Annotated in this window: 23 protein-coding genes; 6 read left to right on the top strand and 17 right to left on the bottom strand. The window is 39.3% G+C overall.

Annotated elements, in window-relative coordinates; genetic code table 11:
- Positions 1-57: 57 nt before the first annotated feature.
- The 4 genes from D172_RS20740 to D172_RS20715 all read right to left on the bottom strand — a co-directional run bounded on the left by D172_RS20740 (position 58) and on the right by D172_RS20715 (position 5,375).
- Positions 58-1,172, bottom strand: a protein-coding gene (locus D172_RS20740; protein WP_150115560.1) for an IS3 family transposase whose coding sequence is annotated in 2 segments (ribosomal slippage) — positions 58-920 and positions 920-1,172 — 1,116 coding nt in all. Because the reading frame shifts where the segments join, the coding sequence is not laid out codon by codon here.
- 338 nt (positions 1,173-1,510) lie between these two features.
- Positions 1,511-2,679 (bottom strand): IS3 family transposase gene (locus D172_RS20730; RefSeq protein ID WP_420713787.1). Its coding sequence is split into 2 segments (ribosomal slippage): positions 1,511-2,433 and positions 2,433-2,679, totalling 1,170 coding nucleotides; the frame shifts between segments, so codons are not numbered across the junction.
- A 759-nt stretch (positions 2,680-3,438) separates the two neighbouring features.
- Complete coding sequence (gene deoD / locus D172_RS20720) at positions 3,439-4,143, bottom strand: purine-nucleoside phosphorylase (protein ID WP_007376638.1); 705 nt, start codon at positions 4,141-4,143, stop codon at positions 3,439-3,441.
- On the bottom strand, positions 4,143-5,375 hold the full coding sequence (locus D172_RS20715; RefSeq protein WP_007376639.1) for a phosphopentomutase: 1,233 nt from the start codon (positions 5,373-5,375) through the stop codon (positions 4,143-4,145). The genes deoD and D172_RS20715 overlap by 1 nt, the downstream gene beginning before the upstream one ends.
- Positions 5,376-5,567: 192 nt before the next feature.
- Here D172_RS20715 and udk point away from each other — a divergent pair, with 192 nt between their 5' ends.
- The 3 genes from udk (at position 5,568) to D172_RS20700 (ending at position 8,560) form a co-directional block, all read left to right on the top strand.
- Positions 5,568-6,200 carry a uridine kinase gene (udk, locus tag D172_RS20710; RefSeq protein WP_007376640.1) on the top strand — a complete coding sequence of 211 codons (633 nt, stop codon included), beginning with the start codon at positions 5,568-5,570 and terminating at the stop codon, positions 6,198-6,200.
- Positions 6,201-6,217: 17 nt separating this feature from the next.
- Positions 6,218-7,444 carry a NupC/NupG family nucleoside CNT transporter gene (locus D172_RS20705; RefSeq protein WP_007376641.1) on the top strand — a complete coding sequence of 409 codons (1,227 nt, stop codon included), beginning with the start codon at positions 6,218-6,220 and terminating at the stop codon, positions 7,442-7,444.
- Positions 7,445-7,840: 396 nt separating this feature from the next.
- Positions 7,841-8,560 carry a substrate-binding periplasmic protein gene (locus D172_RS20700; RefSeq protein ID WP_232224772.1) on the top strand — a complete coding sequence of 240 codons (720 nt, stop codon included), beginning with the start codon at positions 7,841-7,843 and terminating at the stop codon, positions 8,558-8,560.
- A 262-nt stretch (positions 8,561-8,822) separates the two neighbouring features.
- Here the strand turns inward: D172_RS20700 and D172_RS20695 are convergent, their stop codons facing one another.
- The 12 genes from D172_RS20695 to D172_RS20640 form a co-directional block, all read right to left on the bottom strand.
- A complete protein-coding gene (locus D172_RS20695; RefSeq protein ID WP_002959120.1) occupies positions 8,823-9,032 on the bottom strand; it encodes a cold-shock protein in 210 nt (69 codons plus the stop codon).
- Positions 9,033-9,272: 240 nt separating this feature from the next.
- Positions 9,273-9,989: a hypothetical protein gene (locus tag D172_RS20690; RefSeq protein WP_007376643.1), complete on the bottom strand. Its 717-nt coding sequence runs from the start codon at positions 9,987-9,989 to the stop codon at positions 9,273-9,275.
- The gene (locus D172_RS20685; RefSeq protein WP_007376644.1) at positions 9,986-10,726 is read right to left on the bottom strand and encodes a hypothetical protein; all 741 of its coding nucleotides are present in this window, start codon (positions 10,724-10,726) and stop codon (positions 9,986-9,988) included. Before D172_RS20685 ends, D172_RS20690 begins: the two co-directional genes overlap by 4 nt.
- Positions 10,713-11,066, bottom strand: a complete 354-nt coding sequence (locus tag D172_RS20680; RefSeq protein ID WP_007376645.1) for a cupredoxin domain-containing protein — start codon at positions 11,064-11,066, stop codon at positions 10,713-10,715. The genes D172_RS20685 and D172_RS20680 overlap by 14 nt, the downstream gene beginning before the upstream one ends.
- Entirely contained in the window at positions 11,059-12,372 is a 1,314-nt protein-coding gene (locus D172_RS20675; protein ID WP_007376646.1) for an ATP-binding protein, read from the bottom strand. Before D172_RS20675 ends, D172_RS20680 begins: the two co-directional genes overlap by 8 nt.
- A 26-nt stretch (positions 12,373-12,398) precedes the next feature.
- Positions 12,399-13,058, bottom strand: a complete 660-nt coding sequence (locus D172_RS20670) for a response regulator (protein WP_007376647.1) — start codon at positions 13,056-13,058, stop codon at positions 12,399-12,401.
- A gap of 8 nt (positions 13,059-13,066) precedes the next feature.
- Positions 13,067-13,714: a hypothetical protein gene (locus D172_RS20665; RefSeq protein WP_007376648.1), complete on the bottom strand. Its 648-nt coding sequence runs from the start codon at positions 13,712-13,714 to the stop codon at positions 13,067-13,069.
- Between the two features lie 27 nt (positions 13,715-13,741).
- Positions 13,742-14,512 (bottom strand): SDR family oxidoreductase, encoded by a 771-nt coding sequence (locus D172_RS20660; protein ID WP_007376649.1) that lies wholly within the window; start codon positions 14,510-14,512, stop codon positions 13,742-13,744.
- On the bottom strand, positions 14,509-15,198 hold the full coding sequence (locus D172_RS20655; protein WP_007376650.1) for a TenA family transcriptional regulator: 690 nt from the start codon (positions 15,196-15,198) through the stop codon (positions 14,509-14,511). The genes D172_RS20660 and D172_RS20655 overlap by 4 nt, the downstream gene beginning before the upstream one ends.
- Positions 15,191-16,660: an AMP-binding protein gene (locus D172_RS20650; protein WP_007376651.1), complete on the bottom strand. Its 1,470-nt coding sequence runs from the start codon at positions 16,658-16,660 to the stop codon at positions 15,191-15,193. The genes D172_RS20655 and D172_RS20650 overlap by 8 nt, the downstream gene beginning before the upstream one ends.
- Positions 16,657-17,310, bottom strand: coding sequence for a thermostable hemolysin (locus D172_RS20645; RefSeq protein ID WP_007376652.1), 654 nt, complete (start codon positions 17,308-17,310; stop codon positions 16,657-16,659). The genes D172_RS20650 and D172_RS20645 overlap by 4 nt, the downstream gene beginning before the upstream one ends.
- Positions 17,311-17,653: 343 nt before the next feature.
- On the bottom strand, positions 17,654-21,673 hold the full coding sequence (locus D172_RS20640) for a rhombosortase-dependent M36 family metallopeptidase (protein WP_007376653.1): 4,020 nt from the start codon (positions 21,671-21,673) through the stop codon (positions 17,654-17,656).
- A gap of 133 nt (positions 21,674-21,806) precedes the next feature.
- Here D172_RS20640 and D172_RS20635 point away from each other — a divergent pair, with 133 nt between their 5' ends.
- Entirely contained in the window at positions 21,807-22,307 is a 501-nt protein-coding gene (locus tag D172_RS20635) for a hypothetical protein (RefSeq protein WP_007376654.1), read from the top strand.
- A 22-nt stretch (positions 22,308-22,329) separates the two neighbouring features.
- Here D172_RS20635 and D172_RS20630 read toward each other — a convergent pair whose 3' ends face one another.
- A complete protein-coding gene (locus D172_RS20630) occupies positions 22,330-23,772 on the bottom strand; it encodes a sensor domain-containing diguanylate cyclase (protein ID WP_007376655.1) in 1,443 nt (480 codons plus the stop codon).
- Between the two features lie 454 nt (positions 23,773-24,226).
- Here D172_RS20630 and D172_RS20625 point away from each other — a divergent pair, with 454 nt between their 5' ends.
- Together D172_RS20625 and D172_RS20620 are read left to right on the top strand one after the other, a co-directional pair.
- Entirely contained in the window at positions 24,227-26,038 is a 1,812-nt protein-coding gene (locus tag D172_RS20625) for a glycoside hydrolase family 3 protein (RefSeq protein WP_007376656.1), read from the top strand.
- A 1-nt stretch (position 26,039) separates the two neighbouring features.
- Entirely contained in the window at positions 26,040-26,771 is a 732-nt protein-coding gene (locus D172_RS20620) for a 5-oxoprolinase subunit PxpA (protein ID WP_007376657.1), read from the top strand.
- The last annotated feature ends 212 nt before the right edge of the window (positions 26,772-26,983 follow it).

Raw genomic sequence — 26,983 nt, 5'->3', positions numbered from 1 at the left:
AAGTAATGAGAAGCTGCGCTTCTAACGTGAGCAAGCTCTACGGTAATCCCCCCATTTTTAATGGAGGCTATCTGTAGAATTTCCGTTGTTTGACTTTTCCAGTTTTTGTATGGGTGTTATGCCACCTATACCCATGTTAGGGCGTTCATTATTATAAGTCCATAACCAATCGGTTGCTTTATCTTGTAACTCACTAATATCACTGTAAATATAATGACTTAGCCAGTCATACCTAACCGTGCGATTAAACCGCTCTACATAAGCATTTTGTTGCGGGTTACCTGGTTGAATAAATCGTAATTCAATATTATTATTTAACGCCCACTCTGCTAATTTATGGCTAATATATTCAGGCCCATTGTCACACCTGATAGCTTTTGGCTTACCACGCCATTCTATAATTTGATTGAGTGAGCGGATAACACGCTCAGCGGGGAGTGATAAGTCAGCATCTATTGTGAGTCCTTCGCGATTGAAATCATCAATCACATTGAACAAGCGACACGCTCTGCCATCCGATAATTGGTCGTGCATAAAATCCATTGACCAACATTCGTTAATGGCCTCAGGGACAGCCAATGGTTCAGGCTTCTTCCTTGTTAGACGTTTTCTAGGCTTTATTCGCAGATTCAACTCAAGCTCACGGTAAATACGATAAACGCGCTTATGATTCCATGTGTAGCCTTTAACATTGCGTAAATATAAAAAACATAAACCGAATCCCCAATTACGCTGACATTGGCTTAAATCCAATAGCAACGCTGCAATTTTCTCATTTTCATCAGACAGTTTTGGCGTATAGCGATAGCATGTTTCACTTATCATGAAAGTACGACAGGCTAAGGCAATACTCATTTTATTTGTGCTAACGACTTCATGAGCCAAGACTTTGCGCTCAGAAGCCTTTACCACTTTTTTGCCATTGCCTCCTGAATGACCTCAGATTTTAGCCGCTCTTCAGCATACATTTTCTTTAAACGGCGATTTTCATCTTCAAGCTCTTTCATTCGTGTCATTAAAGACGCATCCATGCCGCCGTATTTAGCGCGCCATTTATAAAAGGTTGAGTTGCCCATACCATGTTCACGGCATAGCTCAGGAATAGGCACGCCGCTTTCTGCTTGTTTTAAAATGGCGAGGATTTGACTGTCTGTAAAATGTGCTTTTTTCATAATTTTCTCCTGTGTTTACAATAAGAGAAAATTCTACGTTTGGCATCTATTATTTTTCGGGGGGATTACCCTACGTCTACAACAATAAGCCAAGTTTACCTTGTAGACGCGCTAGCTTGCTGGCGTTTAAAAGCAAGGCTTTTAGAGTGATAGCTTGAGTATATTAAGTAATGAGAAGCTGCGCTTCTAACGTGAGCAAGCTCTACGTCTACAACAATAAGCCAAGTTGCACCTTGTAGACGCGCAGGTTGCTGGCGTTTAAAGCAACGCTTTTAGAGTGATAGCTTGATTATGTTAAGTAATGAGATGACGTGGTCAACTAAATTCAGTCACCCTAGTTAAGAAACCATATCTAATGTTTCGATTCGTTCTTCAAAGTCATTTGGGCTTTGATAATTTAAGTACGAATGTAAGCGACGACTGTTGTACCACATACAGATGTAATTCATTACATCCTGTTGAGCCTCATAACGCGTTGGGTAGTTTTTCCAATGCACGCGCTCTTGCTTCAAACTACCGAAGAAGCTTTCTGCAACAGCATTATCCCAGCAACAGCCTTTCTTACTCATGCTACCAATGAAGTCATTTGACTTGAGCAATTTACGATATTGGTGGCTTGCATATTGAACCCCTTGATCTGAATGGATAATTAACCCTGTTTTGGGTTGGCGTTGCCACATCGCCATAGTCAGTGCGTCACAGACAAGCTGCGCTTTCATTCGTGAGCCCATGCTCCAACCAACGACTTTGCGCGAATATAAATCAATCACTACCGCCAGATACAACCAACCTTCTGCAGTCCAAACATAAGTGATATCTTGTACCCAGGCTTGATCAGCTGCTTCAACGTTGAAGTTTTGCTCAAGTACATTGGGATAAATAGGCTTATTATGCTCACTATTCGTTGTCACTTTGTATCTCTTTTTATAACGCACCCAGACATTTGCCTCTTTCATTAGCTGTGCTGTTTTGTAACGACTCACCGGAAAACCGAGTGCATTTAAGACTTTCTGAATACGCCTTTCACCGTAAGTATTATCACTGAAGTGCGCTATGTCCTTGACACAATCAATCATTTCTTGATGTGTTGGATCCTCTGATTTAGTTGAGAATCGCTTTTGATAACTATAGTAATTGTTACTTTTTACACCCAGTATTCGGCACATTGTCGCCACAGGCCAGGTCTTCTTGTATTGGGTTATGAACGAATATTTCACTTCGTTTCTTTGGCAAAGAAGACCGTCGCTTTTTTTAATATTTCACGCTCCATTTCTAGGCGTTTCACTTGCGCTTTTAGCTCTCTGATCTCTTCTTGCTCAGGGGTTAAATTACCGTTCCCTCTAAAAGCATGCCCATCATCATTTTCAGCTTCTTTTATCCAGCGACCAAGCATGTTGGGATTTACCCCTAAATTTCTAGAGGCTTCTGCTTGTGAGTAGTTTTGCTCAACAACTAATGCGATAGCATCAAGTTTAAATTCTTTGGAATACTTTTTACGTTTTGTCATTATCGATCTCCAGTTAAGTTGATTATCTCTTAACTGGGGTAGTCGAATCCATTAAACCACGTCAAGAAGCTGCGCTTCTAACGTGAGCAAGCTCTACGTCTACAACAATAAGCCAAGTTTACCTTGTAGCGCGCAGCTTGCTGGCGTTTAAAGCAAGGCTTTTAGAGTGATAGCTTGAGTATGTTAAGTAATGAGAAGCTACGCTTCTAACGTGAGCAAGCTCTACGTCTACCACAATAAGCCAAGTTTACCTTGTAGACGCGCAGCTTGCTGGCGTTTAAAGCAAGGCTTTTAGAGTGATAGTTTAAGTAAATTAAGTAATGAGAAGCTGCGCTTCTAACGTGAGCAAGCTCTACGTCTACCACACCAAGCCAAGTTTACCTTGTAGACGCGCAGCTTGCTGGCGTTTAAAAGCAAAGCTTTTAATGTGATAGCTTGAGTATATTAAGTAATGAGAAGCTGCGCTTCTAACGTGAGCAAGCTCTACGTCTACCACACCAAGCCAAATTTACCTTGTAGACGCGCAGCTTGCTGGCGTTTAAAAGCAGCGCTTTTAGAGTGATAGTTTGAGTAAATTAAGTCATAGAAGCTGCGCTTCTAACGTGAGCAAGCTTTACGTCTACAACAAGTTAGGTTTTGCCTTGTAGACGCGCATAAAAAAAGCCGCATTAGATGCGGCTTTGGAGGTTAGTCTCACTTCACTTTGGGCGTGTCTCCAAAACTTAGTGAATACGTTACCAAGGAACTGTTATGTATTATTTAAGCTATTGACTCTAATGCAATTTTAACCATTTCGTTAAACGTGCTTTGACGCTCATCAGCAGGTGTTGCTTCACCGGTGATTACGTGGTCGCTTACTGTAAATAATGCCATTGCGTTTGCGCCGTATTCAGCTGCAACGCCATATAAACCCGCCGTTTCCATATCTACTGCTAGCATGCCTAACTTGTCTAAATCTTTATAGAACGAGTCGTCTGCTTGATAGAAAGTGTCGGTTGTAAATACGTTACCTACTTTTGCTTCAATTCCTAGCTCTTTTGCAGCGTTTACGCCGTTTAAAAGTAAATCAAAGTTAGCAATTGCAGAAAAATCGTAGCCACGTACACGTGCACGATTTACGTTAGAATCTGTGCTTGCACCTTGTGCAAAAATTACGTCACGGATTTTGATATCTGTGCCAATACCGCCACACGTACCAATACGTATAATATTTTTAACGCCAAAGCTTACAATTAGCTCACGAGCATAAATAGACATTGATGGAATGCCCATACCTGAACCCATGATGCTTACTGGCTTACCTTTGTAAGTACCAGTGAAACCGTACATGTTACGAACGCCTGTAACTTGTACTGCATCATCTAAAAAGTTTTCAGCAATATATTGCGCACGTAGCGGATCGCCTGGCATTAATACTGTTTCGGCGAAATCACCAACGTTTGCACTGATATGCGGAGTACTCATTAATTGTTTTCCTTTTTATTTGGCATTGTTAGCTCATTTAAAAAGCTGTCGCCGTAATCAAGTGCAGGTAAACTAAACCACTGTGCTAGGGTTTGGCCTATATCTGCAAAACTGTTGCGTTCACCTAACGGTGTATTACTCATACCTGGTTTATATGCAATAACAGGTACGTATTCACGAGTATGCTCAGAACCTGGAAAGGTCGGGTCACAACCGTGATCTGCAGTGATCATTAATATGTCATCTGCGTCTAACTGATTTAGTATAGTTGGTAAATAGTCATCAAACTCTTTTAATGCTTTTGCGTAACCTACTGGGTTACGGCGATGACCAAATTTTTCATCAAAATCAACTAGGTTAGTAAAAATTAAGCTGCGATCTGGCGCGCTTTTCATTACTTCGCTGGTTTTTTCTAGCAAGTTCATAAGCCCAGGTGCTTTATGCTTTTGGGTTATGCCCTGATGCGCATAAATATCTGAAATTTTACCAATACTAATTACTTCGCCGCCGTCTTTTGCTAATACGTCTAGCAATGTGGGTGCTGGCGGAAGTACTGAGTAGTCACGACGATTACCCGTTCGAGCAAAGTCTTGGCTATTTGAACCCAAAAATGGCCGCGCAATCACTCGTCCTATATTCATTTCATCAAGTAGCGCCCGTGCGATTTCGCAAACTTGATAAAGCTTCTCTAGGCCGAATGATTTTTCATGCGCGGCTATTTGAAACACGCTATCAGCTGAGGTGTAACAGATTGGTTTACCTGTTTTTACGTGTTCTTCACCTAGCTGTTCTAAAATGGTCGTTCCCGATGCATGGCAGTTGCCTAAAATACCAGGAATACCTGTGCGAGCTATAAACTCGTCAATAAACTCTTGTGGAAAACTCGGCTGTGTTTTTGGAAAATATCCCCAATCAAACAACACAGGTACGCCTGCCATTTCCCAATGACCTGATGGTGTATCTTTTCCGCTAGAAAGTTCTTTAGCGTAACCCCATGCACCTTGTGGTGTTTGGCGATCAGATATTAAACAGGTTTCTCCACCTGCAGCTTCACATGCGTCTATTAATCCTAATTTAGATAAATTAGGAAGCGACAGTGCACTGCCAGTTTCGTCGTAATATGCTTTTAGTAAGTGAGCAAATGTGTTAGCGCCAAGATCACCAAATTTATCTGCATCTGGTGCTGCACCGATTCCTAGGCTATCTGCCATTAAGATAATTGCTTTTGCCATTTTGACCTCACTTTGTTTCTAGGTGGTTACTTTATCCGCTCTTTGAATTTTCCGTACAGGACAAAAGTCCTGTTTCATAAAACCTAAACATTATAAATTTGCATTCTTGAGCGAAGCAAAAGAGATTAATCGTGTCTTTTTTGCTATTGTGATCTACCAACAATATATCCTTCTGTGTGGGTGAGAACTTTAGTGACACGAACTACTATTATAGCTATTGCAGGCGCGTCTGCGTCGGGCAAATCTCTTTTTAGCCAAACTATATACAATGAATTGGTTAACGAGCTTGAACCAGGCGCTATCGCCATTATTGAAGAAGATGCTTATTACAAGGATCAGTCGCATTTGCCGATGGCTCATCGTACGCAAACGAACTACGACCATCCTGATGCATTTGAACATGCGTTGATGCTTGAGCATTTAACGCAACTTCGTTGTGGTAACTCAGTTGAAGTACCAACCTATGACTATGCACAGCATACACGCAGCGAAAAAACTCGCCGAGTGCCTGCTGCAAAAATACTCATTGTTGAAGGTATTTTATTATTGAGTGACAAAGCGCTTAATAAAGAATTTGATATTAAGGTGTTTATAGATACACCTTTAGATATTTGCTTAATGCGCCGTATGCAGCGTGATATGGAACAACGAGGCAGAACTTTACAATCTGTTGTTGAGCAATATCAAGCAACTGTTAGACCGATGTTTTATCAATTTATTGAGCCTTCGAAACATAACGCCGATTTAGTTGTGACTCGAGGCGGTATGAACCGTGTTGCGATTGATATAATTAAAAGTAAGATAAAATATTTACTACAAGAATAACAACGGGAAACATTTGTATGACAACATTTATGAGCTTAGTTGGCATGTGCGTGCTGCTAAGCATTGCCTTTGCTGCGTCAACTAATCGCAAGGCAATTAATTTAAGAACCGTTGGCATAGCATTTGCGATGCAAATTGTTATTGGCGGTTTTGTTCTGTTTTTTGAAGCAGGAAAAAATGTATTAACGAGCATGTCAGCGGCCGTTTCATCGGTAATTGGTTATGCGAATGATGGTATTGGATTTTTATTTGGTCCACTTGCCTCACAAGATACATTAGGTTTTATTTTTGCAATTCAAGTTTTGCCCGTTATCGTGTTTTTCTCAGCATTAGTTGCTGTGCTATATCACCTTGGCATTATGGATTGGATTATTAAGATATTAGGCGGTGGTTTACAAAAATTATTGAAAACCTCACGTACTGAATCACTTTCAGCAACGGCGAATATTTTTGTTGGCCAAACTGAAGCCCCTCTTATTGTTAAACCGTTTATTGCAACGATGACTAAATCGGAATTGTTTGCAGTGATGGTAGGTGGCTTAGCCACGGTAGCAGGCTCTGTAATGGCCGGTTACGTTATTATTGGTATTGAGCTTAAGTATTTAATAGCAGCGAGCTTTATGGCTGCTCCAGGTGGTTTTTTAATGGCCAAGATGATTGTGCCAGAAACTGAAACGCCTAAAGATAACTTAGCTGATTTAGATTTAGATGATGAAGATAAGCCAGTAAATGTAATTGATGCAGCTGCATCAGGTGCGGCAAACGGCATGCATTTAGCACTTAATGTAGGTGCAATGTTACTTGCTTTTGTAGCGCTAATTGCACTGTTAAACGGTTTATTAGGCGGTATTGGCGGGTGGTTTGATTACCCAACATTAACGCTTCAAGAAATATTAGGTTATGTATTTGCTCCTGTTGCATGGTTACTAGGTGTGCCATGGGATGAAGCAATTATAGCCGGCAGCTTTATTGGTCAAAAGATAGTAGTGAACGAGTTTGTTGCTTACTTAGACTTTATAAATTATCGCGATACGTTAAGCGCGCACACACAAGCAATTGTTACTTTTGCTTTATGTGGGTTTGCTAACTTATCATCGATAGCCATTTTACTAGGTGGATTAGGCGGTATGGCGCCTAGTCGGCGAAAGGATATCGCGCGCTTAGGGCTCAGAGCAGTGTTAGCAGGATCTATGGCTAACCTAATGAGCGCAGCAATTGCTGGGTTTTTCCTCTCGCTAGCTTAGAAACTTATTGAGATGAAACCGGTGTTGCAAAACAAGAAGATAGCTGCTTTAAGGGGTTAAAGTACTATCTAACTTGAACGATACTTCACCAAGGGCCGCAAGGCCCTTTTATCGTTTTAGTACTTTATATTTCAAGTTATCAATCCCTTAATACTTCATACCAAGTTCAATTGGCATAAAAATCATGCGGGTTAAATCATTTTAGAACGTCGTTACACAGCCTCCTAGGCTGATTGCTACAACGTGAAAACATAACTCAGCACACAATTTATATTTACACTCAAATTTAAATAAACCAATATCTTAGTCACTAATTTTTATGATTAATTTTTTGTATTTTCAATATTTTAAGCCACACTTATATCACTATATTTAACTGAATGACGATTCGCTATTGTGAAATATATTATTTATTTTCTTTTTTTTATTTACTCTGTGCATATTCAAGCAACAGAAACACTACTTGTTGTTACAGAATTAGCACCACCGAATCAGGTATTGGTTGATGGTGAAGTATCAGGAGAAGGCACTCAATTAATTCGAGATATATTTGCAGAGGCTAAGCTAACACCTAATATACAAATGTATCCGTGGGCGCGTGCTTATAAGTTAGCAACCGAGCAAAGCAACGTTTTTATTTACAGCCTAGCAAGAACACCAGAGCGAGAAGAACAATTTTATTGGATTGCACAAGTGGGACGATTTGATTTGGGGTTTATAGCTCTTTCAGAGCGTACTGATATAGTTATTGAAGGTACCGAGCAAGCTAAAAACTACAAAATAGCGATGCAACGCAATGATTTCTCTACACAGACTCTTTTAAAACTAGGTTTTGAAGCAGTATTCACTAGCGACATTCAAAAGTCATATGATTTATTGCTCGCTAAAAAAGTAGACTTAGTTGTAGACGATCCACTTTATATGCAACAGCTAAGTGATTATTTAAAACTTGAACCCAACCATTTAAAGTTTGTATATAGAATAAACGAACTCACTGTAGGCGCTTACTTAGCAGCGAATAAAAAAGCAGACGTTAATGTTGTTAATGCACTTCAGAAGGCGTTCACTGAAATGGAAAAAACAAGTGCGTTACCTTATGGAATTCAGGGTAATTAATTTCTATATGGGATCTATTTAACGTTAAGAAAATTACGCTAGAACTAGGCAAAAATTTTTGTATCTAGTTGCTCTAAATAAAAATTTAACGACGTTATAATGCAGTTTAATTCGTTAAATTGCTCAAAGATTTATACAGGTTGGTATAGTGAGTAAATAAGTGGAGTTGATCTAATCTAATAAACGCAGGTAACTTTCATCAAAATTTAGACACAAAAAAAGCGCCTTAAGCGCTTTTTTTCATTTTACTTAAAAAGTAAAATTATACAGCTGTGATGTTATCAGCTTGTGGACCTTTTTGACCTTGTGAAAGAGTGAACTCTACACGTTGGCCTTCAGCTAAAGTTTTGAAACCTTCGCTTTTGATTGCTGAGAAATGTGCGAAAACGTCTGGGCCATTTTCTTGCTCGATGAAACCAAAACCTTTAGACTCGTTGAACCACTTAACTGTACCTGATACGATGTTAGACATTGTAATATCCTGATATAAAATAAAAAATATGCTCATAAGAGCGGGTGTAGCAAAAAATGAGATGGTACTTTAAAAACTTCAGGACGGTACTACAAGTATTACTTATACAACATCGAAATGGAGATTTATAGCTTACATGCTTTCTTTCTAGCTGCAGCCCACTATATAGATTTTTTAAAATATGTCAAGTACCTATCTATAATCAGAGTGATAAACAACCAAAACCGCTTTCATTGGTTATTAAAATTCAAATTCTAATGCGAGCCTAAAACTATGATTTTTTTCTGATTGGCTTACCTCAGTGATAAAACCCGCTTCCCATTTTAACTGCTTTTGTCCATCAAAACGCTGCAAACCTATAAACCCTGGACCTATACCCACAAAGTCTTCACCTACGTAAACTTCAAGAGATGGCTGAAAAGCAGAACGATATCGATAGCGATATTGCGCTCTAAACTCACTTTCCCATTCATTTTGAATATCCTGCCCCCACTCGTACACTAAAAAGGCATTCATAGTTAAGCTTGTTTTACCAAACTCTTTTTCTATCACAAAACCCGACGTTGCTTCATACACATCTTCATTATGTTTTTTTTCAAGCTCAAATAATGCCCCCCAATCGGCCCATAATTTACCTTGCTCAATCAATTGCCAGCGTAACTCAAGCTCATAAGCTTCTAAACCAAAGTCGCCGTTATCGTCTCGCTCACCAACTATATAACCTTCTAGTGCCATTGTATCGTTAATAGCACCGCCACCACCCAAACGCTGCGCTAGTATGTTGCCACTATCTGTTTGGTGCGACACTAACCGCCATTCAAACTCTCGCTCAAAAGGTAAAACATAGGGGTGATATACCTTATCAACAACAATTCCATCGGCCTTTGCTGGGATTGAAAGTACCAACAAACAAAAAACGGTAAAGCTAAGCGCTAAATATAGGTTGAGTGCTTTCATACACGTTCCTTAGATATTGAAGCTGAAATAACATAACAAAGTGATAAAAATATCACGCTACTAGTACTATATATAAGTACACTCATTAGATCAGGGGTAGCCTCGTAACCAACAAGAGCACGCAGTACGCGCCCGAGCTCAGAGTTTTCGCTTAATACATCGCGTAAATCCCACACGGTTGCGGTGTTGGTAATTAAGTCTATTTGGCCTGCCAAATCCAGCGCAACTAATAACTTAGCCGCGCTGTTAAAAGCAAGCAAAGTAAAAAGCGGATACATACCAAAACGGTGCTTAATTGCATTCATTAAAAAGTACAGCAATACGCTAAAACTTAAACAAATTCCAACACCTAATAAAGTGCCAATAAATAAGCTTTGCCCTGCATCATTACTTTGCCAAAAGCTGGTGAGGTAAATAATATAGTGGCTTAAATACATTGTTATTGTGCTTATAACCGCAATATAAAAAGCCGCTGATTTTTGCTTTATTGCAAATACTAATACAGCAATAAATATAGTAATACAGAGCCCTATTTGTGAGTACTCTAACCCTTGGTGTTCAAACCACTGACTCACCCACGACGCACTTTGCATGTACATAAACGACATAAGCGCGCCAATTAATAAAGCAGACCCTATTTTAAAAGCGCTTTGCTTTTTAACTACTTGTAGTAGTACTAATAAAATAGCCACAGGTAGCAATTGATTAAGGCTCATGACTAAACTAGTTATTAGCATGCTGCGCCCCTTCATCGTTAACTATAACAACGCCCCTTGCTGTATTTGGCGAAAACTCACCAAAAAACTCGTAATGCCCTTTACTTAGCGGCCCTATATAAATAATGCTTTTACGATTTGGGTAGAGTACTTTTTCTCTGTTTAGATCAAAGCTATCAAACTCTTCTGGTGTGCTGTCTTGGTTTTCTATCAATAGTTTTACTTTTTTATTTGCGGGAATAATTATTTGCGAGGGATAAAACAAATGATCTTTTAAAATAATAAGGTACTCTTTACTCGCCGCGTTAAACGACAAAAATAACAAACAACAAAGGCACTGATTAAATAAACGTTTAGTCACTTTTTACTCCTGTAAAAGTAACCTTAACAGTTAGTCCGCCTAAATGACTATTCGCTAAATGAATAGTTGCGCCATAAATAGCAATTATGTGTTGAACAATCGCCATACCTAAACCGGCACCTTGCTCGCCTGATGGATGCTGATCGCCACCTACGCGATAAAAGCGATTGAATATTCGCTCTTTTTGCTCTTCAGTCATACCCGCACCAGAATCATCAATTTGCCAACTATAGCTGTTATTACTTGATGCTAATTTAATTATTATTTGACCATTATTGGGGGTGTATTTTATGGCATTGCTAAGTAAATTAGCGATGAGTGTGGTTAATGTAAACTCATCACCATTAATTACAAAATCATCACCTTCGAGGCTAATAGTTTGGTTTTTTTCATCTATTTTGTCGTATTGCTCCGATACAACTTGCTGAGTAATCGCTAGCAATGACTGTTCGCTAAATTGCCTCTGCCATTGTTCAGGCTGAGTGCGCCCTAAAATTAGCATTTGTTCAACAATATTACTTAAGCGATTAATGCCTTGTGACATTGCTTGGAGTTCTTGATGGTTTTGCGAGTTGCTTTGCTTACTAGCTAAATTGTGTACATTAATTTTTAAGCTACTGAGCGGGGTACGTAATTCGTGAGCCGCATCTGAGGCAAAAAAGCGCTCCCGTAAGTAAGCGGTTTCTACTCGTTTAAATAAGTCATTTAAACGATTAATAACCGGTTTAATTTCTTCATCGGTTACCTGCCAGTTAATTGGCGTAAAGTCGTTTGCTTGGCGAGTAGCCAGCTGCTTAGATAATCGAGTAAGAGGGGCTAATGCGTATTTAACAAAAAAACTTATAAAAATAGCAAGCAGAGGGACAGCCCATAACATAGGTAACATTGCAGATAAAATAACGGCTTCAGCTAATTCAAACCGCTTTGACATAGGCTCAGCAACGATGACTTTACGGGTGTTTTTACTCATCACAAACACTCGCATGCGCTGCCCTACTACATTGGCAGTTTGAAAGCCCTCGCTAAAACTAATTTGGTTATTCGTTAAACTCGATGAGCCACTAAGTAAACTATTATTTTGCCAAATTTGATACAACAACTGAGCACTATTATTGCTTACTTGTACTGCATTTGTGCTTAGTGCTAATGGTTGTTCAATTAAAACGCCAGCCACTATTTTAAGTTCATTATCAAGCAAGTTTTCGCCGTGGTGCATGCTTTTTTGATAGCCTTTTACTAATGCTAAAAAGCAAGTAAGCACCATCATTGAAAGTAAAATTAAGGTCAGACGTTTACGAATAGACATTTTCAACCTCGAAAAATAAACACACCCTAACGCTTACCAACCACGTAGCCAATGCCACGTAAGGTTTTAATAAAATCGCTAGGAAATTTTTTACGAAGATGATGAATATGCACCTCTATGGCATTAGAGCCAACTTCTTCACCCCATTGGTAAAGTTTGTTTTCGAGTTGTTGTTTTGATTGCACCCTTCCCTGATTTTCCATCAGCGCTTTTAAAAGCATGTATTCTTTACGCGGCAATGTAAGTGATTTCCCACTAACTGTCACCGTATGCGCTGAGCTGTCTATTACGACTTCTCCGTATTGTAACAAACTAGATTGAGTTTGATTAACACGTCGACTTGCTACACGTAGTCGAGCAAATAACTCAGCAGGATCAAACGGCTTTGCAAGGTAATCGTCAGCGCCCATGTCAAGCCCTTGGACTTTGTCATCAATACTGCCGCGAGCAGTTAAAATAACCACCGGAATAACTTTTTTTTGCGCTTTAATATGCTTTAAAACTTGCGAACCGTCGCCATCAGGTAATCCTAAATCGAGAATAACCAGCTCAATTTCACCACTAGAAAGGCACTCTAAGGCGTGTTTTACTGTGCCACTATGCTCTACGCTATAGCCCTCTTGGCGCAAAGAGCGAATAAGCCCTTGCGCCACTAAATGATCGTCTTCAACGAGTAATAAATGCATTGTGTCGTTTATCTTTTAAGTTTTTTGTCTACTTTTGCCAATAGCTGGCTTATTGCTTGTTGACGATATTTGTCTGCTTTAGCGCGAGTATCACGGATACCCGCAGCTTGGGCTGCTAGCAAACGTGCTTTCGCTTCTTTGTAATCGCCTTCATCGTACAAGTATTCACCATATAAGTAGTTAGTATCAATGCCTTCGAGATTAAAAGCGAGTGCTTGTTTAAATAATTTTTCAGCTTTGTCATCATCACCAAAACCAATTGGCCAACCAGGTACTTTACTGTAAAGCGTTGCAAGGCTTGCGTATGCTGAGCCATCGAGTGCTGTACCGTCAATTGAGAGCGCCTGTTCGAGTGACGTTTTTGCCTCTTTTGCTAAACCAAGTGCTCCCAACCCGCCTTTTGCACCTGCAAAACTAGCTAACACAATGCCATTCCAAATATGCGTTTGTGCCAAATTTGGGTAGTTTTTAACAAATAACGCACTTTGCTCACTTAATTGCGTGAACGCATCTATTTGCGCGTCATCTTTAAGTTCATAATTAGCGATAGCCCACTTCTGTTGAATAGCGACTAAATCTTGCGATTCGCCAGCATAGGCCGATGCAGGAAATATACTCGTGAATACTAAATATAATGCTAAGGTCATTTTATACATAATTTTATCCTCGTTGTTCATCTATTTTTAACTTAAAAAACGTTTTATTTTAGGTAGTTGTTTTGCAATGGCGTTATCTACAATACGTGGGAAAGCGCCATTAATGCGTACAAATAATTTTTCAGGAAAGCCGATAAAACGCCGTGTCTGATTAGAATCAAGAAGCGCAAGCAACTCTCTGGCAACTAATTCTGGCGAGTCCATTTTATTACCGAGCTCTTTATTCAGCGCACGGATTTTGCTGTTATTAATGGTGGTGTCAGTGGCTCTTGGCGCTAGGTAAGCGACTTTAACACCCGAACCGTTTAGTTCGCGCGAAAGCGCCTCTGTAAAACCACGTAAACCAAATTTACTCGCGCAATAAAGCGTTTGATACGGATATCCGATACTGCCAAACGATGATCCCACGTTAACAATGGTGCCTTTGGTATACTGCAACTGCCCCAAAAATAGCTGACATAATTTAATAGGCACCGACAAATTGGTACTTAGCATATTGTCTATTTGCTCAGAGCTTGTGTGCTCAAGACTTTGCATTGCATTAACACCGGCATTGTTAATTAGCAATTTAACGCCGCCTAATTGCTTTGCTTTTACAGCTAAATGAATGCGTGTTGTATCGTCGGTTAAATCGCCAATAAATATTTCACTGTCTGGGCATGTAGCACTGAGTTTTTCAAGAGCTTGAGCATTTCGCCCAACAAGGAGTAACTTCCACCCTTTTGCATATAGGGCTTTAGCAATTGCTTGTCCTATTCCACCGGTAGCGCCAGTTAATAAACACAAAGAGCTACTCATGCCTGCTTGCCTTGTATATTGGCTTTAAAAAAAGGCTCATCATCCAAACCACGAAATATATCGCCATATAAACGATAAAAGCGCTTTGCCCCATGGAGTATGGCTTGTTGATCTGCCTCGTCTGTTATTTGATTCATTAGGTTTTCAAAAAACTTTACGTGCTCTATATCAAGCGCACCATGGGACGTTAAATAACTAAATGCTTTTTGAGGTAAGCCCACAGCGTTTGCAATATTTGAAGCGGCACCATCTGCAAGTGCAATGGACGTCCCTTCAAGCACATGTACCATACCAAAAAAGCTCAATGGGTTTTTACGAGCAATAGAGTCGTACGCATAAGACACCATCATTTCAGTGGCAAATTGTGGCTGACTACACCGTACGGTTTCTTTATCAAAACCGCAGGCTGCAATATCGTTAAGTACCCACTCTTGGTGGCCAATTTCTTCTTCAATATATTCTGCGACGGCTTCGCGCAACCATTCTTGATCGTCGGTTAATCGTGCACCAACCGACATCATTAATGGCACGGTGTGCTTAACATGGTGGTACGCTTGCGCTAAAAACGAGGCGTATTCTTCAAGTGATGCTTCGCCTTTAAAAACACGCTGAATAATAGGCGCTGCGAGTAAGTAATCTTGCTCTTGCGTCGTTTGCTCTTTAAGGATGTTAAAAAAATCACTCATTAATTACTTCTCCAAATTGATAAAATTGCTCAAAAACGTCATGATACTGTTGGCTAATTGCCATTCGTTTTGGGCGATTATTTGTAGTTAACAACCCTTGTTGCACACTTAATGGGGCAGTTAAACGATGCCACTTTTGAATTCGAGCATAGTCGGGTAGTTGTTTATTAATTTCGTTAATGTATTGCGCTAACACTGGGTTACTTAGCTTTGTATCGGCGTAAATAATGGCACTGAGAAAAGGTCGCCCCTCACCAAACACAACGGCTTGTAAAATACCGCTTTGACTGAGTAATAGTGATTCAGGCCACTCGGCACTGATATTGCGCCCCATGCTGGTAATAATTAGGTTTTTTAATCGGCCTTTAATAAATAAAGTATTTTGATGCTGCTCTACTAGATCGCCGGTTGCATACCACTGGTTTTTGTTGTGAGGTTGATGATTTAAGTAACCTAAAAACAAATCGCCTTTTATAAAAAGCTGGTCATTTTCAATTTTGGTTTGAATATGAGGTAACACAGAGCCGGCACTGTGGATGTTATCGTTTGTGGGGGTATTTAAACTAACGACAGATGCCGCCTCAGACAGCCCATAACCTTGGTACACCGGTAAGTTTAAGCTACGCGCTTTGGTTAATAGCATTTCGCTGACACGCGCACCACCTACGGCAATAAACTGTAACGAACTAGGCGGTTGCCAACCATCTTCTGCAAAAGTAACTAAGCATGCTAATAGTTCAGGCACTAAAATAAGCGTATTTGGCTTAACTTTATCAATAGCAGCTATAAGCTGTGCGGGCTGTTTTAATGCAGTACCAACAAAGCCTAATTCATTTAACGGCATTAAATGCACTGTACCGTCACTTTTTAAAGGGGCATACACACCGGCTATATTTTCAAGCAATACAGCAAGCGGCAATAAACATAAATGAACAGGCTTTTTAATGTTAATTTTATCGCACAGAGATTGAGCTACCTGCATTTGACTCTTTGCAGATAAACACACGCCCTTTGGTTGCCCAGTTGATCCTGATGTAAATGTTACTTTTTGAGTATCTGGAAAATAACTGCCGGGGTTAGCTACAACGATTTCGTAAATATATAATGTGTAACACTCAAATAAAGTAATTGATGCAGTCGGCTCCCCAAGTAAAGGGTTTAGCGTGTCGCTCATAAATACATTAGCGCCACATTGAGCTAGTACATATTGAGTTTGTTGTTCACTAAAAAAGTGAGCAATTGGCACAGCCACTTTATTAGAAACCGCAGTAGCGGCATCAATAACAAGCCAAGCTGGCGTATTATCGAGCTTATAAGCGATACATTTGCCGTTAAAGCTTTGTAGTATTTTTACTACTTTTTGTATTTGCTGATTAAACTCATCACCGTTAATTTCAAGTGTTTGCTCTTTATTGTGGGCAATAATTAATGGCGATATTGCATGGGTATTATAGTAATTCATACATTCACCAACGCATTTACCAAAGAATTGATATTTGAGTGATTTTGCTGCATCAAACTATAAAGCATTGGGGTATTTAATACTTGTTGGTGAGCTTGCTCTAAACTCACAACGCATACGGTAGGCTGGTTAGCGTAGTAACTTCCCCAACTTAGCGGATGCTCCACAACAAAACTGTTTGCCACAGCAATTTCAGTGCAGTTAACGCCTAACAAGCGCAGCAGTGCACGTACTTTTTTAGTGGCGCAAAATACTAAATGTTTTGCTCCTACACTTTGCAGGGCTTCATTAACAACAATAAAATGCCCAAGCGTTGCTTTGCGATGTGTAGAGCATAGATTGCCAAGCTCAAATACTTTATTACGCTGTGTGTTCTCAGGTAAAAAATGCTCAATGGGCTGTGCTAAGTATTGCTCTATAAATAGAGGAGCTGTTGCTTGCCTTAAACCCAATGTGCACTGCCCTTCGTTTGTCGTGTATTGGCAAAGTAATGGCATAAAAGAGGTAAGCGTGGCGTTATAAGCGACTAAAAACCCTTCTTTAACTGTGTTTTCTAACGCACTTCTATGCTCATCATTAATGCGAGCACTAACAAAGCGTGAGTTATTTTGAATATAAACGGGTGATGAAGGTAGGTGTGCTAATTGCATAAACATCGCTCATATAAAGTGTATGTTTGTAACTTAGCGAGCGAAACTTAAAGAAAACTTAAGAAAATAAATATTATATCAACCTACATAAATCTTTGATCAATTTAACGAATTAAATTGCACTATAACGTCGTTAAAAATTTTTATTTACGACTGCATGGATGTAGGAGGTAGAGCAATGCAGGGAGCAATTGCCGAGAACAACTAGATACAAAAACTTTTGCCTAGTTCTAGCGTAATTTTCTTAACGTTAAATAGACCCCATTTATAAGCAGGTTGGTATTAATCAAATAAAAAAGCCCCTGAATAAATTCAGGGGCTTTTAAATAACGTTTATTTAAACTTATTTACTAACGTTTTTACGACGTCTGTTAAACCACACTAATGGGGTAAGTAATAAAGCAATAAAGCCAACACTACCACCGCTAGATTTCTTCTTGGTTACTGGTACTACAGGAACGGCTTCATTTTTTACCATTACTGTACTTTGCTGAGCTACAGTTGTCGTCCCATCACTTACCGCAACCTCAAATACAAGTTCTTCATCTGCATTTATAGAGCCAGGTGTGAAAGTCAATATTGCTGTATCTATACCCGACAGTGTTGCCGCTGTGCCACTAACTTGCGTCCAAGCATAAGTTAATGCATCACCATTTCTATCTGTGGCAGTCGCTGTAATAGTGCCAGTGCCAGACTCAGTTATTTCTGCTGAATCACTCTCAACAAGTAACAATGGCATCGCGTTATCACATGATGTTGCAGCGTCTCCTGCGACTACTTTGGAGAATACAGGCGATAACACGTTAGACATTGTTAGATTATCAATCCACCAACCAAAATCAGCAACAGCCGAATCAGATGAAATACGGAAACGAATTTTAGCTTGGTTGCCATTTAAAGCATCGCCAAAATTAATTGTTTCGTAGTTGCCAAAAGCCCCATCGTCTTGAATATTACGTCCTGTAAATGTATTTCGCTCTTGGAGTGCTTGAGAGGTATTTTCAATTAGTGGGCCGTTATAACCAACACTAAATTCCCCACCCACTTGCGTTACATCCGTCCACTCGCCATCATTAACACTAATTTCTACAACACCACCATCCCAATTCTCTTCAATGAGGTAAAGGTGCCAAAATGATATTTCAAAATCACCTGAGTAACCTATTTCAAACGATTTAGACTCAACCGCCGCATCAGTTTGGAAGCTATTGTTATTTAAAAACATTGCCTGAGCGCCTAAGCCAAAGCCCGCAGCATCAAAAGTGGTTATATTGCCACTGTTATCCATGCTCTGCGTACCGATAGCAGCATCCCCACCAAACATTACATTTTCGTTTAAATCAAATAATGAGGCAGCCGACACTTCCATATCATCTGAAACAGTAGCACTGACAGGTGCTTCATCTTCAAAATCTATATTTACAGTGAATGAAATTGAATCTTCTAGTGCTTCAACAATATCATCATCCGTTTCAAGCTCAGGGAAGGTTACTGCTATTTCTAGTGTTTCAGCGGTGCCTGCATCATTTAAAGTAATAGTGATAGCGTCACTTGTTGATATTGCAAATGGTGCTGTTTCAGCAAAGGTAACTAACCCATCATTTTCAAGTGTTACATCATGATCGCTCATTACCGTTAACTGCGCTTTAGTCCCTGTTAAGGTTTCACTACCACGGTTAACAATGCTTACACTAATAGAACCTGTTTCACCTTTATCTAGAATATTATCGTTAGTACAATAACCAAGCTCAGCACCGTTATATGCGTTATTAACTATCACGTCGCTTAACGCGAATGTAGCAAGCTCAGATTTATCAGATTCAACAACCCCCGTTAAATCATCACTGAAACGCTCTGGCGATTCAGCTCCTAATCCCATGCCACGCTTAGCAAATGCTCCTAAAATTAATTTATAATCGGCAGGTTCAACAGCATAAGCAGCAGCTAAGATGGCATCACGCGCTTCAGTGTAAAGCGGAGCTACTGGCGTTAATTTATAGCCAGCAACAAGGTAGTCAGCCATGCGGTTTTGAGCCTCCTCAAAACCATGCTCGTTAATTAATGCTACATAACTTTCCCATAACATCGTTGCCCAAATTTCGCCTGCGGCATGTGGCGAAGCTACGCTTGTTGGTGTAATTCCAATATCAGCGCCTGCATTTTCTGTAATATGGCGGAATGATAATGCATTTACTTCGGTATCAGTTGAGTAAGGTACGCGACGAATACCGTAATAAAAGTCCTCTACAAATGTACCGCTACCATATGCCTTTTGGAATTTATCATTGCCTGTAATGTTAATATCATCAGCTTTAGCAATAAACATGAGTGAATGGAAGTCCCCCCAACCCTCGCCCATTGCGCGACCTTGGAAGTTAATTAAACCAGATGAGTTACCCACTAAACGGTTACTGATATAGTGTCCCCATTCATGAGCAATAATACCATTATCAAACGTACCATCTTTTAATGTTGCTTTAGTAAACATATCTACAGAAACAGTATCGCCCGCAGCCATTAAGTCATACATAGCATGACCATCAGCGTAATTTAATCCCATATTTGGAATAGTAACTGCATCATCTTCACCGCCCATTGGCGCTGGCTCATCTGTGTCTGGGTCATTATTCACAACAATTGCTGCTATTGCGCCCGCATTTTGTGCATTTTTTACTTTAATTGTGAAAGAACATGAGCCGCGATCGACTAACGCTATTTTACCTGCAAGATCTGCGGCATTTATAGCAGGCTCACACCCATCATTAATACTTGTTGAATCGGCTGTATTACCATCGTCTAAGCGAACAACATCCCCTTTAATATCACTAAATTGATATTGACCAAAGCCTGACTCTTGTGTTGAATCTAATAAACCTAAAGTCGCATGCGAAGTAACTGTAATACCAAAATCAACACCGACTTGTGCATCTTTACTATTGTATAAATACATTTGCATACGAGGGCTTGCACCATCTGCAGGTGTCGACATATTGGCATTGTTACGTCCTGAATTATCCTGCGCTTGTGCTTCAATTGGATCGCCTTCTATGCCTCCACGTTCAAAATTAGATAGCTGCGCAACATTTGATGTTTCATCAAAGCCGTGATCGTAGAAAAAATCATGTAAAAAGTTATTCATATAAAATAAATTAACAATTGCGGCTTTTCGATTAGCGTAACTATTAGCAACTTGATCTACTTGGTACGGATAATCAAATGTCAGATCGGCTGTGGTGTCAGCTGTAAAGTCGCCTTCACTAAAATCTTGTGGCGCAACAACATCAGCATAAGCAAATACATTGTTGCCCGATGTAGTCGTAGCATCATCAGCTAACCATGGATCCATTGTGCTTAATTTACTGTAATAAGATAACGCAACCATTGGCGCGTCTAAAATTTCAGTTTCATCAACTTGATCAGGCCCATCAGCTGGAATTACATCACCATGAGGGCTTTCCATTGGGTAGCCATCTTGATTAGCATACACGCGATAATTAAAGTCGGCTGCATGTGATTTCAAGTCTTTCTTAAAATAAACTTTGTTATTTTGAGTGCCAATTACATAGCTATAATAGTCGCTTTCAAGCGCATTTTTATCCGCAACTTCGACTTCAACATAATATGCTGACTCTAATTGTCCTGCGACTTCAAAAAATACTTTCTTCGCGCGGGGTTCACCTAATATAATTTTAGAATCATCACCTGAGGTGGCCTGATATTTAGCATATCCACCTTCTTCGCCAATCTTACGAAGCGATGCATTAATACCAGCCAATTCCAAAAGTGCAGATTGAATGCTTTGCTCAGCATTTACAAAGCCACTCAGAGCCGCAAATGATTTTTCAGCTGACGACGTATCCGCAAAATAACCAGAGCCAGCCACAAGGTTAAACTCTTTATCCATTATTAAGTTGAATTCACGATTAAAAACATCAATACCATGAACCTGCTGTTTATACTTTGCGACTATTGAGCCTCGCTTTTGCTCATGCAAATCAGTCATTACTGCTGATGATATTGTGCTTTTCTGACTGCTAATACCAGTTAGAGATTCTAAATAAAGATCCGCTGCATATTGGTTTCGTTTTGCAGGCTCAATAAGCGACATATTTGGCGCCTTTTGCCCCACCGCTTGCCATAAAAATGTGGCTTTACCCAATTGTTTGTCATAAATAGAACGATGACCAGATACTGTCGTTCGCTCAGCTAGTGCGCGTTGCTGCATTGCCGCTGGTGTTATTGCTTGAGTTTGAGAGTTTGCAGTTACATCAAAGTATTGCGCTGATTCAGCTGCGGTTAGTTGTCCTGCGGATAAAGTAGCTGCAACAATTGTTGCTACTGTGGTTAGTTTGAAATTAGACATAAAACACCCTGTTTATATTTTGTAATTTTTATTTATTAAATGTATTTTAAATGTAATACCAAATGACAGTAGCAATAAGTCGTGTAAAAAAAAAGCTAAAAAACTCTATCTTGTATAATAAAAAGGTAAAAATATGAAACCGCCGTATTTAATAATTGCATTGATATTAACTGCTTCAGGCACTTTGACTGCCTGTAATAACAGCAAAGAGCCAGCTGCTGCAGCCGTACAACAGTCTGAGCCTCAAACTCCAACACAGGTCAGCATAAAAAATAAAACGGCAGTAGAAGATGTTAGCCAAAAAATACATCTGCAAGCAAATAGCATTATGTCATCAGGCGATAAATTGATTTTTAACTCAGAGGTATTGAAAAAGGGGGATATTGTTTTTAACCAAACGATGCAACAAAAAGGGGTCGTTACAGGAACACTTGTTCTTACGCTTGCATCTGATTTTGTACCAAAGGATTTAGCCAACAACTTTAATTTAATACGCTCGACTGCGCATAACTATATGTTACTAGTCACTCAAGACGATAATATAAAAGCCGTTGCTAAATCATTGAGTGCTTATTCTGATGTAAAAAATGTCGAAGTATCCGTAAATTACTCACCTATAGAAACCCAATTTTAAATACTGATGGTTCTATAAGTCGTTAATTTTTATCAGCTATTACACAGCAGTTTCGGCCGTGATCTTTAGCGTAATAAAGTGCTTTATCCGCATATTTGTACACTTGGTCTATATCGTTACTGTGCTCAGGCCAGGTTGCAATACCTATAGAAATAGTAATAAATCCAATAATGTCCATGTTTGTTGAGGCAACGGTTGTTCGTAGTCGTTCCGCTATTTTAAAAGCACTTTCGCTGTCTTCATTTGGTAATATGAGTACAAACTCTTCACCACCAATACGCGCTACAACATCATCCTTTCTGGATAGTTTTTTTATAATATCGGTGAGTGTTTTTAGTGCTTCATCACCTTTATGGTGGCCAAAGGTATCATTTACACGCTTGAAAAAATCGATATCAATTTCCAATATTGCAAATGGAATTTGCTTAAGCATAAGTTGATTAAGTAATCCGTTTAAACTTCTGCGGTTATGCGCCCCTGTAAGTGGGTCTGTTTGTGCATCATGGCGTAATTGGCCTATTTGAGTTTGTAAAATACTCACACCTTTTAACATGGCAAGCTTTAACCTCTGGCTTTCAAAATACCATGCTTTTATATTCTCAAAATTTTCAAAACTAGCCGGGTTATCAAGTGTATTTACTTTGTTTGCGAGTTGTTTAAGCGGCCTAGAAATAAAATGAGCAAAAAAGCCTATAAGTATAAAAGTAATAACCGCCATTGGTAACGTACGTTTGATAACTTCTATAATCAATGTATCAAGTGAGGCTAAGGTATTTTTAACTGGACGTTGCGCAATAACTCCCCAATGTGCTTTTTTTACTGGGGCGTAGCCTGCTAGCATCTCAACATGTTGGCTGCTTTTAACATTCGCAATCCCTCCTTTTCCATTAATAACATCATCTATAATTGCGTTATTATTTACATAGGTGCCGATACGAATATGATCCGGATGATAAAGTATGCGTTTATAAGAATCGACCACATATATATGTGTCCCTTCATCGTAATAATGTTGATCCAGTAAATCATTCAAAATGCTGCGCTCTTTTAAATAAAGAGATCCACCAAGATAGCCTAAATAATTCCCTGCATTGTCAAATAACGGATGGGAAATAAAAATTATCAAATTACCTGCGGCTGACATATAAGGTTTACTAATGAGCGGGCGCTTTTCTTTCAATGCTTGTATTGCGCCTGGAGAAGAAATTGTTTGCTCCATTATTTGCGGTAAAACAGGAGACGTCGCTGCAATAATACCGTTCTTGTTTATCACTACAGAATTAAAACTATTTGTTTGTAAATTTAATCTGGTTACTTCTTCTTTCAATAATTTTTCATTATTTATTTCTTGCTCTATTATTTTTGCTGAATAAGTAAGTTGCTGCATTGCAGCTTCTAAAAAATTATCGGTTGCCGAAGCCAACTTATTTGCATAAGCATAATTGCTTTTTAGTGTGTAATTCATTAACTGCTCTTTTTGCACTTGATAAGTAGAATAAAAACTACTTACTAGAGTGCTCAACGAAGCAGAAAATGCTAAAAGCAGAATGAGTAACCTTAGATTAAGTGCAGGTAGTAATTTGTACAGCAAATGTATATCGTCCACAGTACAAGGCAGTTAAAGCTTGCACTTATTATTGTATATAAAGCCTACAATTATACCCTCTTGAAAACTTATAATCTAATGTTTACAAAGACAGAAAAAATATATGTAAGTACTGATTTTCATTAAATTTAACGATATAAATTTTATCTATTCGTTACAATACGTTAATGGCTTTAGTAAAGAAAAACCATGTTTTGCAGTTGCACTAAAAAGTAGATAAGCTGCACACACTTATCTATTTTATTTAGCTTTGGAGTGTGTTTTGCTAAATAAGTATATTGTGTCGTCTATCGTTTTTTTATCTGGGTGCTTCATGCCAATACAATCCTCGTTCGCACAACCTGTACTTTCTCTTGAACAACAGCTTGGTCAAAAGCTCATGCTTGATTTTCGCTATTTTTGCGAACAAGGTACGAATAAACAATGCAGAACACCATTAACTCAATTACCAGATAAGCTTGCACACATAATTGCAAAGCATAACATTGGGGGGGTTATCTTGTTTTCTGAAAATATCCAATCAATAGAGCAAACTATTACACTGAATGCTCAACTGCAAAATGCAGCAAGTAAATCGAGTAGTAAACTACCGTTATTTATATCCATAGATCAAGAAGGTGGACGAGTAGCTAGGTTACCGCGTGATCTAGCTACTTCATTTACTGGCAACATGTCGATTGGTGCAACATATAAAAAACACGGAACAAGCTTCGCTACAAAAACGGCAACGGTTATTGCTAAAGAGCTAAGTTCTTTGGGTATTAATGTAAACTACGCGCCTACTATCGATGTAAATATGAACCCAGATAATCCGGTAATAAACGTACGCTCTTTTGGAGAAGACCCTGTTTTAGTTGCCAAGCTTGGTGCTGAACAAGTTGCAGGATTTGAAAGCAATGGGGTTATTACGTCGTTAAAGCACTATCCTGGGCACGGCGATACCAGCGTCGATAGTCACACTGGTTTACCTATGGTAAGTCATGAAAAAGAGGTTATTTACGCTCAAGATTTAGCACCATTTAAATACATTATTGCAAAGCAAAATCCCGGTATGATCATGACGGCGCATATTCAGTATCCTGCGCTAGATAGTACAACGTTTGTAAGCGTTGATGGAAAAACCATGATAAAACCTGCAACGATGTCTCGTAAAATAGTAACCGACATTTTACGAGGAGAACTAAATTACCAAGGTGTTGTAATAACTGATGCGCTTGACATGGCTGGTATTAGCCATTTCTTTACACCCACTCAAGCGGTAATTAATACATTTTTAGCTGGTGTTGATATTGCACTAATGCCAATTGAAATTAGAACGCCAGACGATTTAATAACGTTGGATGAACTTATAAAATCACTTGCCGCAGCGGTTAAATCAGGGCAACTTGATGAGCAAGAAATAGCTAAATCAGCGCAACGTATAATATCACTTAAAAATAAGTTTAGATTAAACACTCATTTGGACCCTATCAGCGCACTTATAAATGCAAAACAAACAATTGGCAGTGCAGCACATCGTGAAATAGAAGCGCAACTAGCTGTGGAGGCTATAACGCTAGTTAAAAATAATAAAAACACTTTACCGCTTAGCCTTAAAACAGATCAGCATATTCATATTATTATGCCTGACACACGTAAGTGTATGGCAATGCAACAAGCCATTGAAGCTATAAGCACTCAAGTGCTTAACTATACTTGTAGCAGCCTGCAAGGTTTTAACCCGCAGCAAGCACATATCGATATAACCACTGCCGATATAATAATTGCAGGTAATGCGACACCAAACCAAAGTGCGGTAGAAATTGGCGGCATGGATGATTTAAAAGACGACGCTAATTTTGCACTCAATAATGCACAGCAGCCAAAAGCACTTAAATCATTACTCAGTTTTGCTAAAGCCAATAATAAAAATACCGTATTTATAAGCTTAAGAGCCCCTTACGATATTGCTGAATTTGGCAACTACGCACAAGCTGTACTTGCATCCTACGCATATAATATTGATGTCGATAAAAACGATGTTGTATCTGGCCCTGCTTTTACCGCGCTTGCAAAAGTACTACTTGGGCAGTCACCCGCCAATGGTGTATTACCTGTCACTATAAAGCAGCAAAAGGCGCACTAATATGAAACTTAACTGTGATTTAGGCGAAAGCTTTGGCGCATGGAAAATGGGCCTTGATAGCAGCGTAATGCCACATATTGATATGGCTAACATTGCCTGTGGTTTTCATGCCGGCGATGCCGATGTAATGGCAAGCACGCTCACTCTTGCAAAACAATATAACGTACAAATTGGCGCTCACCCGAGCTACCCAGATCTGCAAGGTTTTGGTAGGCGCTCAATGAATCTTAGTGCAAGCGAGCTAATAAACTGCCTACATTATCAAATTGCAGCGGTTGAAGGTATGGCAAAAGTGCAGGGATTAACACTTAGCTACGTAAAGCCACATGGTGCGCTTTATAACGACATGATGGCTGATGAAACAATATTAAACACTGTCATGCATGCCATTGCCATCTACCCAACTCCATTAAAGCTCATGCTACTTGCAACGGCTAAAGCACATAGCCATCAGCAACTTGCCAAAACATACCAATTAACATTAATTTTAGAAGCCTTCGCGGACCGTCAATATACCGATGCAGGACTGTTAGTGTCGCGAAATATTCCTGGTAGCGTGCATAATAAATCGGCACTGATTGCGCAAGTAAAACAACTGTTAACTACAGGCTGTGTAACAACTCAATCGGGAAAGGTATTACCTTTACATGCTGATAGTTTATGTGTGCATAGCGATAACGAAGCAAGCATTGCCCTTATTCAGGAGATCAAAGCTCTGTGCCAAACTCGTTAAACACTCAAAAACTAAGTAACCTGAACTCTGGTTAAGAGATTTACTACGTATTGAATCATGGTGATATTTAACTTTATTTTCTCTAGCCAGAGATTCTCAGTGAAAACAAGGCGAATTTACGCGTCAATAGCTACTCGATATAGATTTATTATCCAGAGTTCAGGTTAATTAATCATGCATATTGTACATTACGCAATGAGCTTAAGCTCAAC

It is taken from the genome of Pseudoalteromonas sp. Bsw20308 (genome assembly GCF_000310105.2).
GTDB lineage: Bacteria > Pseudomonadota > Gammaproteobacteria > Enterobacterales > Alteromonadaceae > Pseudoalteromonas > Pseudoalteromonas fuliginea.
The sequence above is the reverse complement of the archived record's forward strand: the minus strand, read 5'-3'. Positions and strand labels throughout refer to the sequence as shown.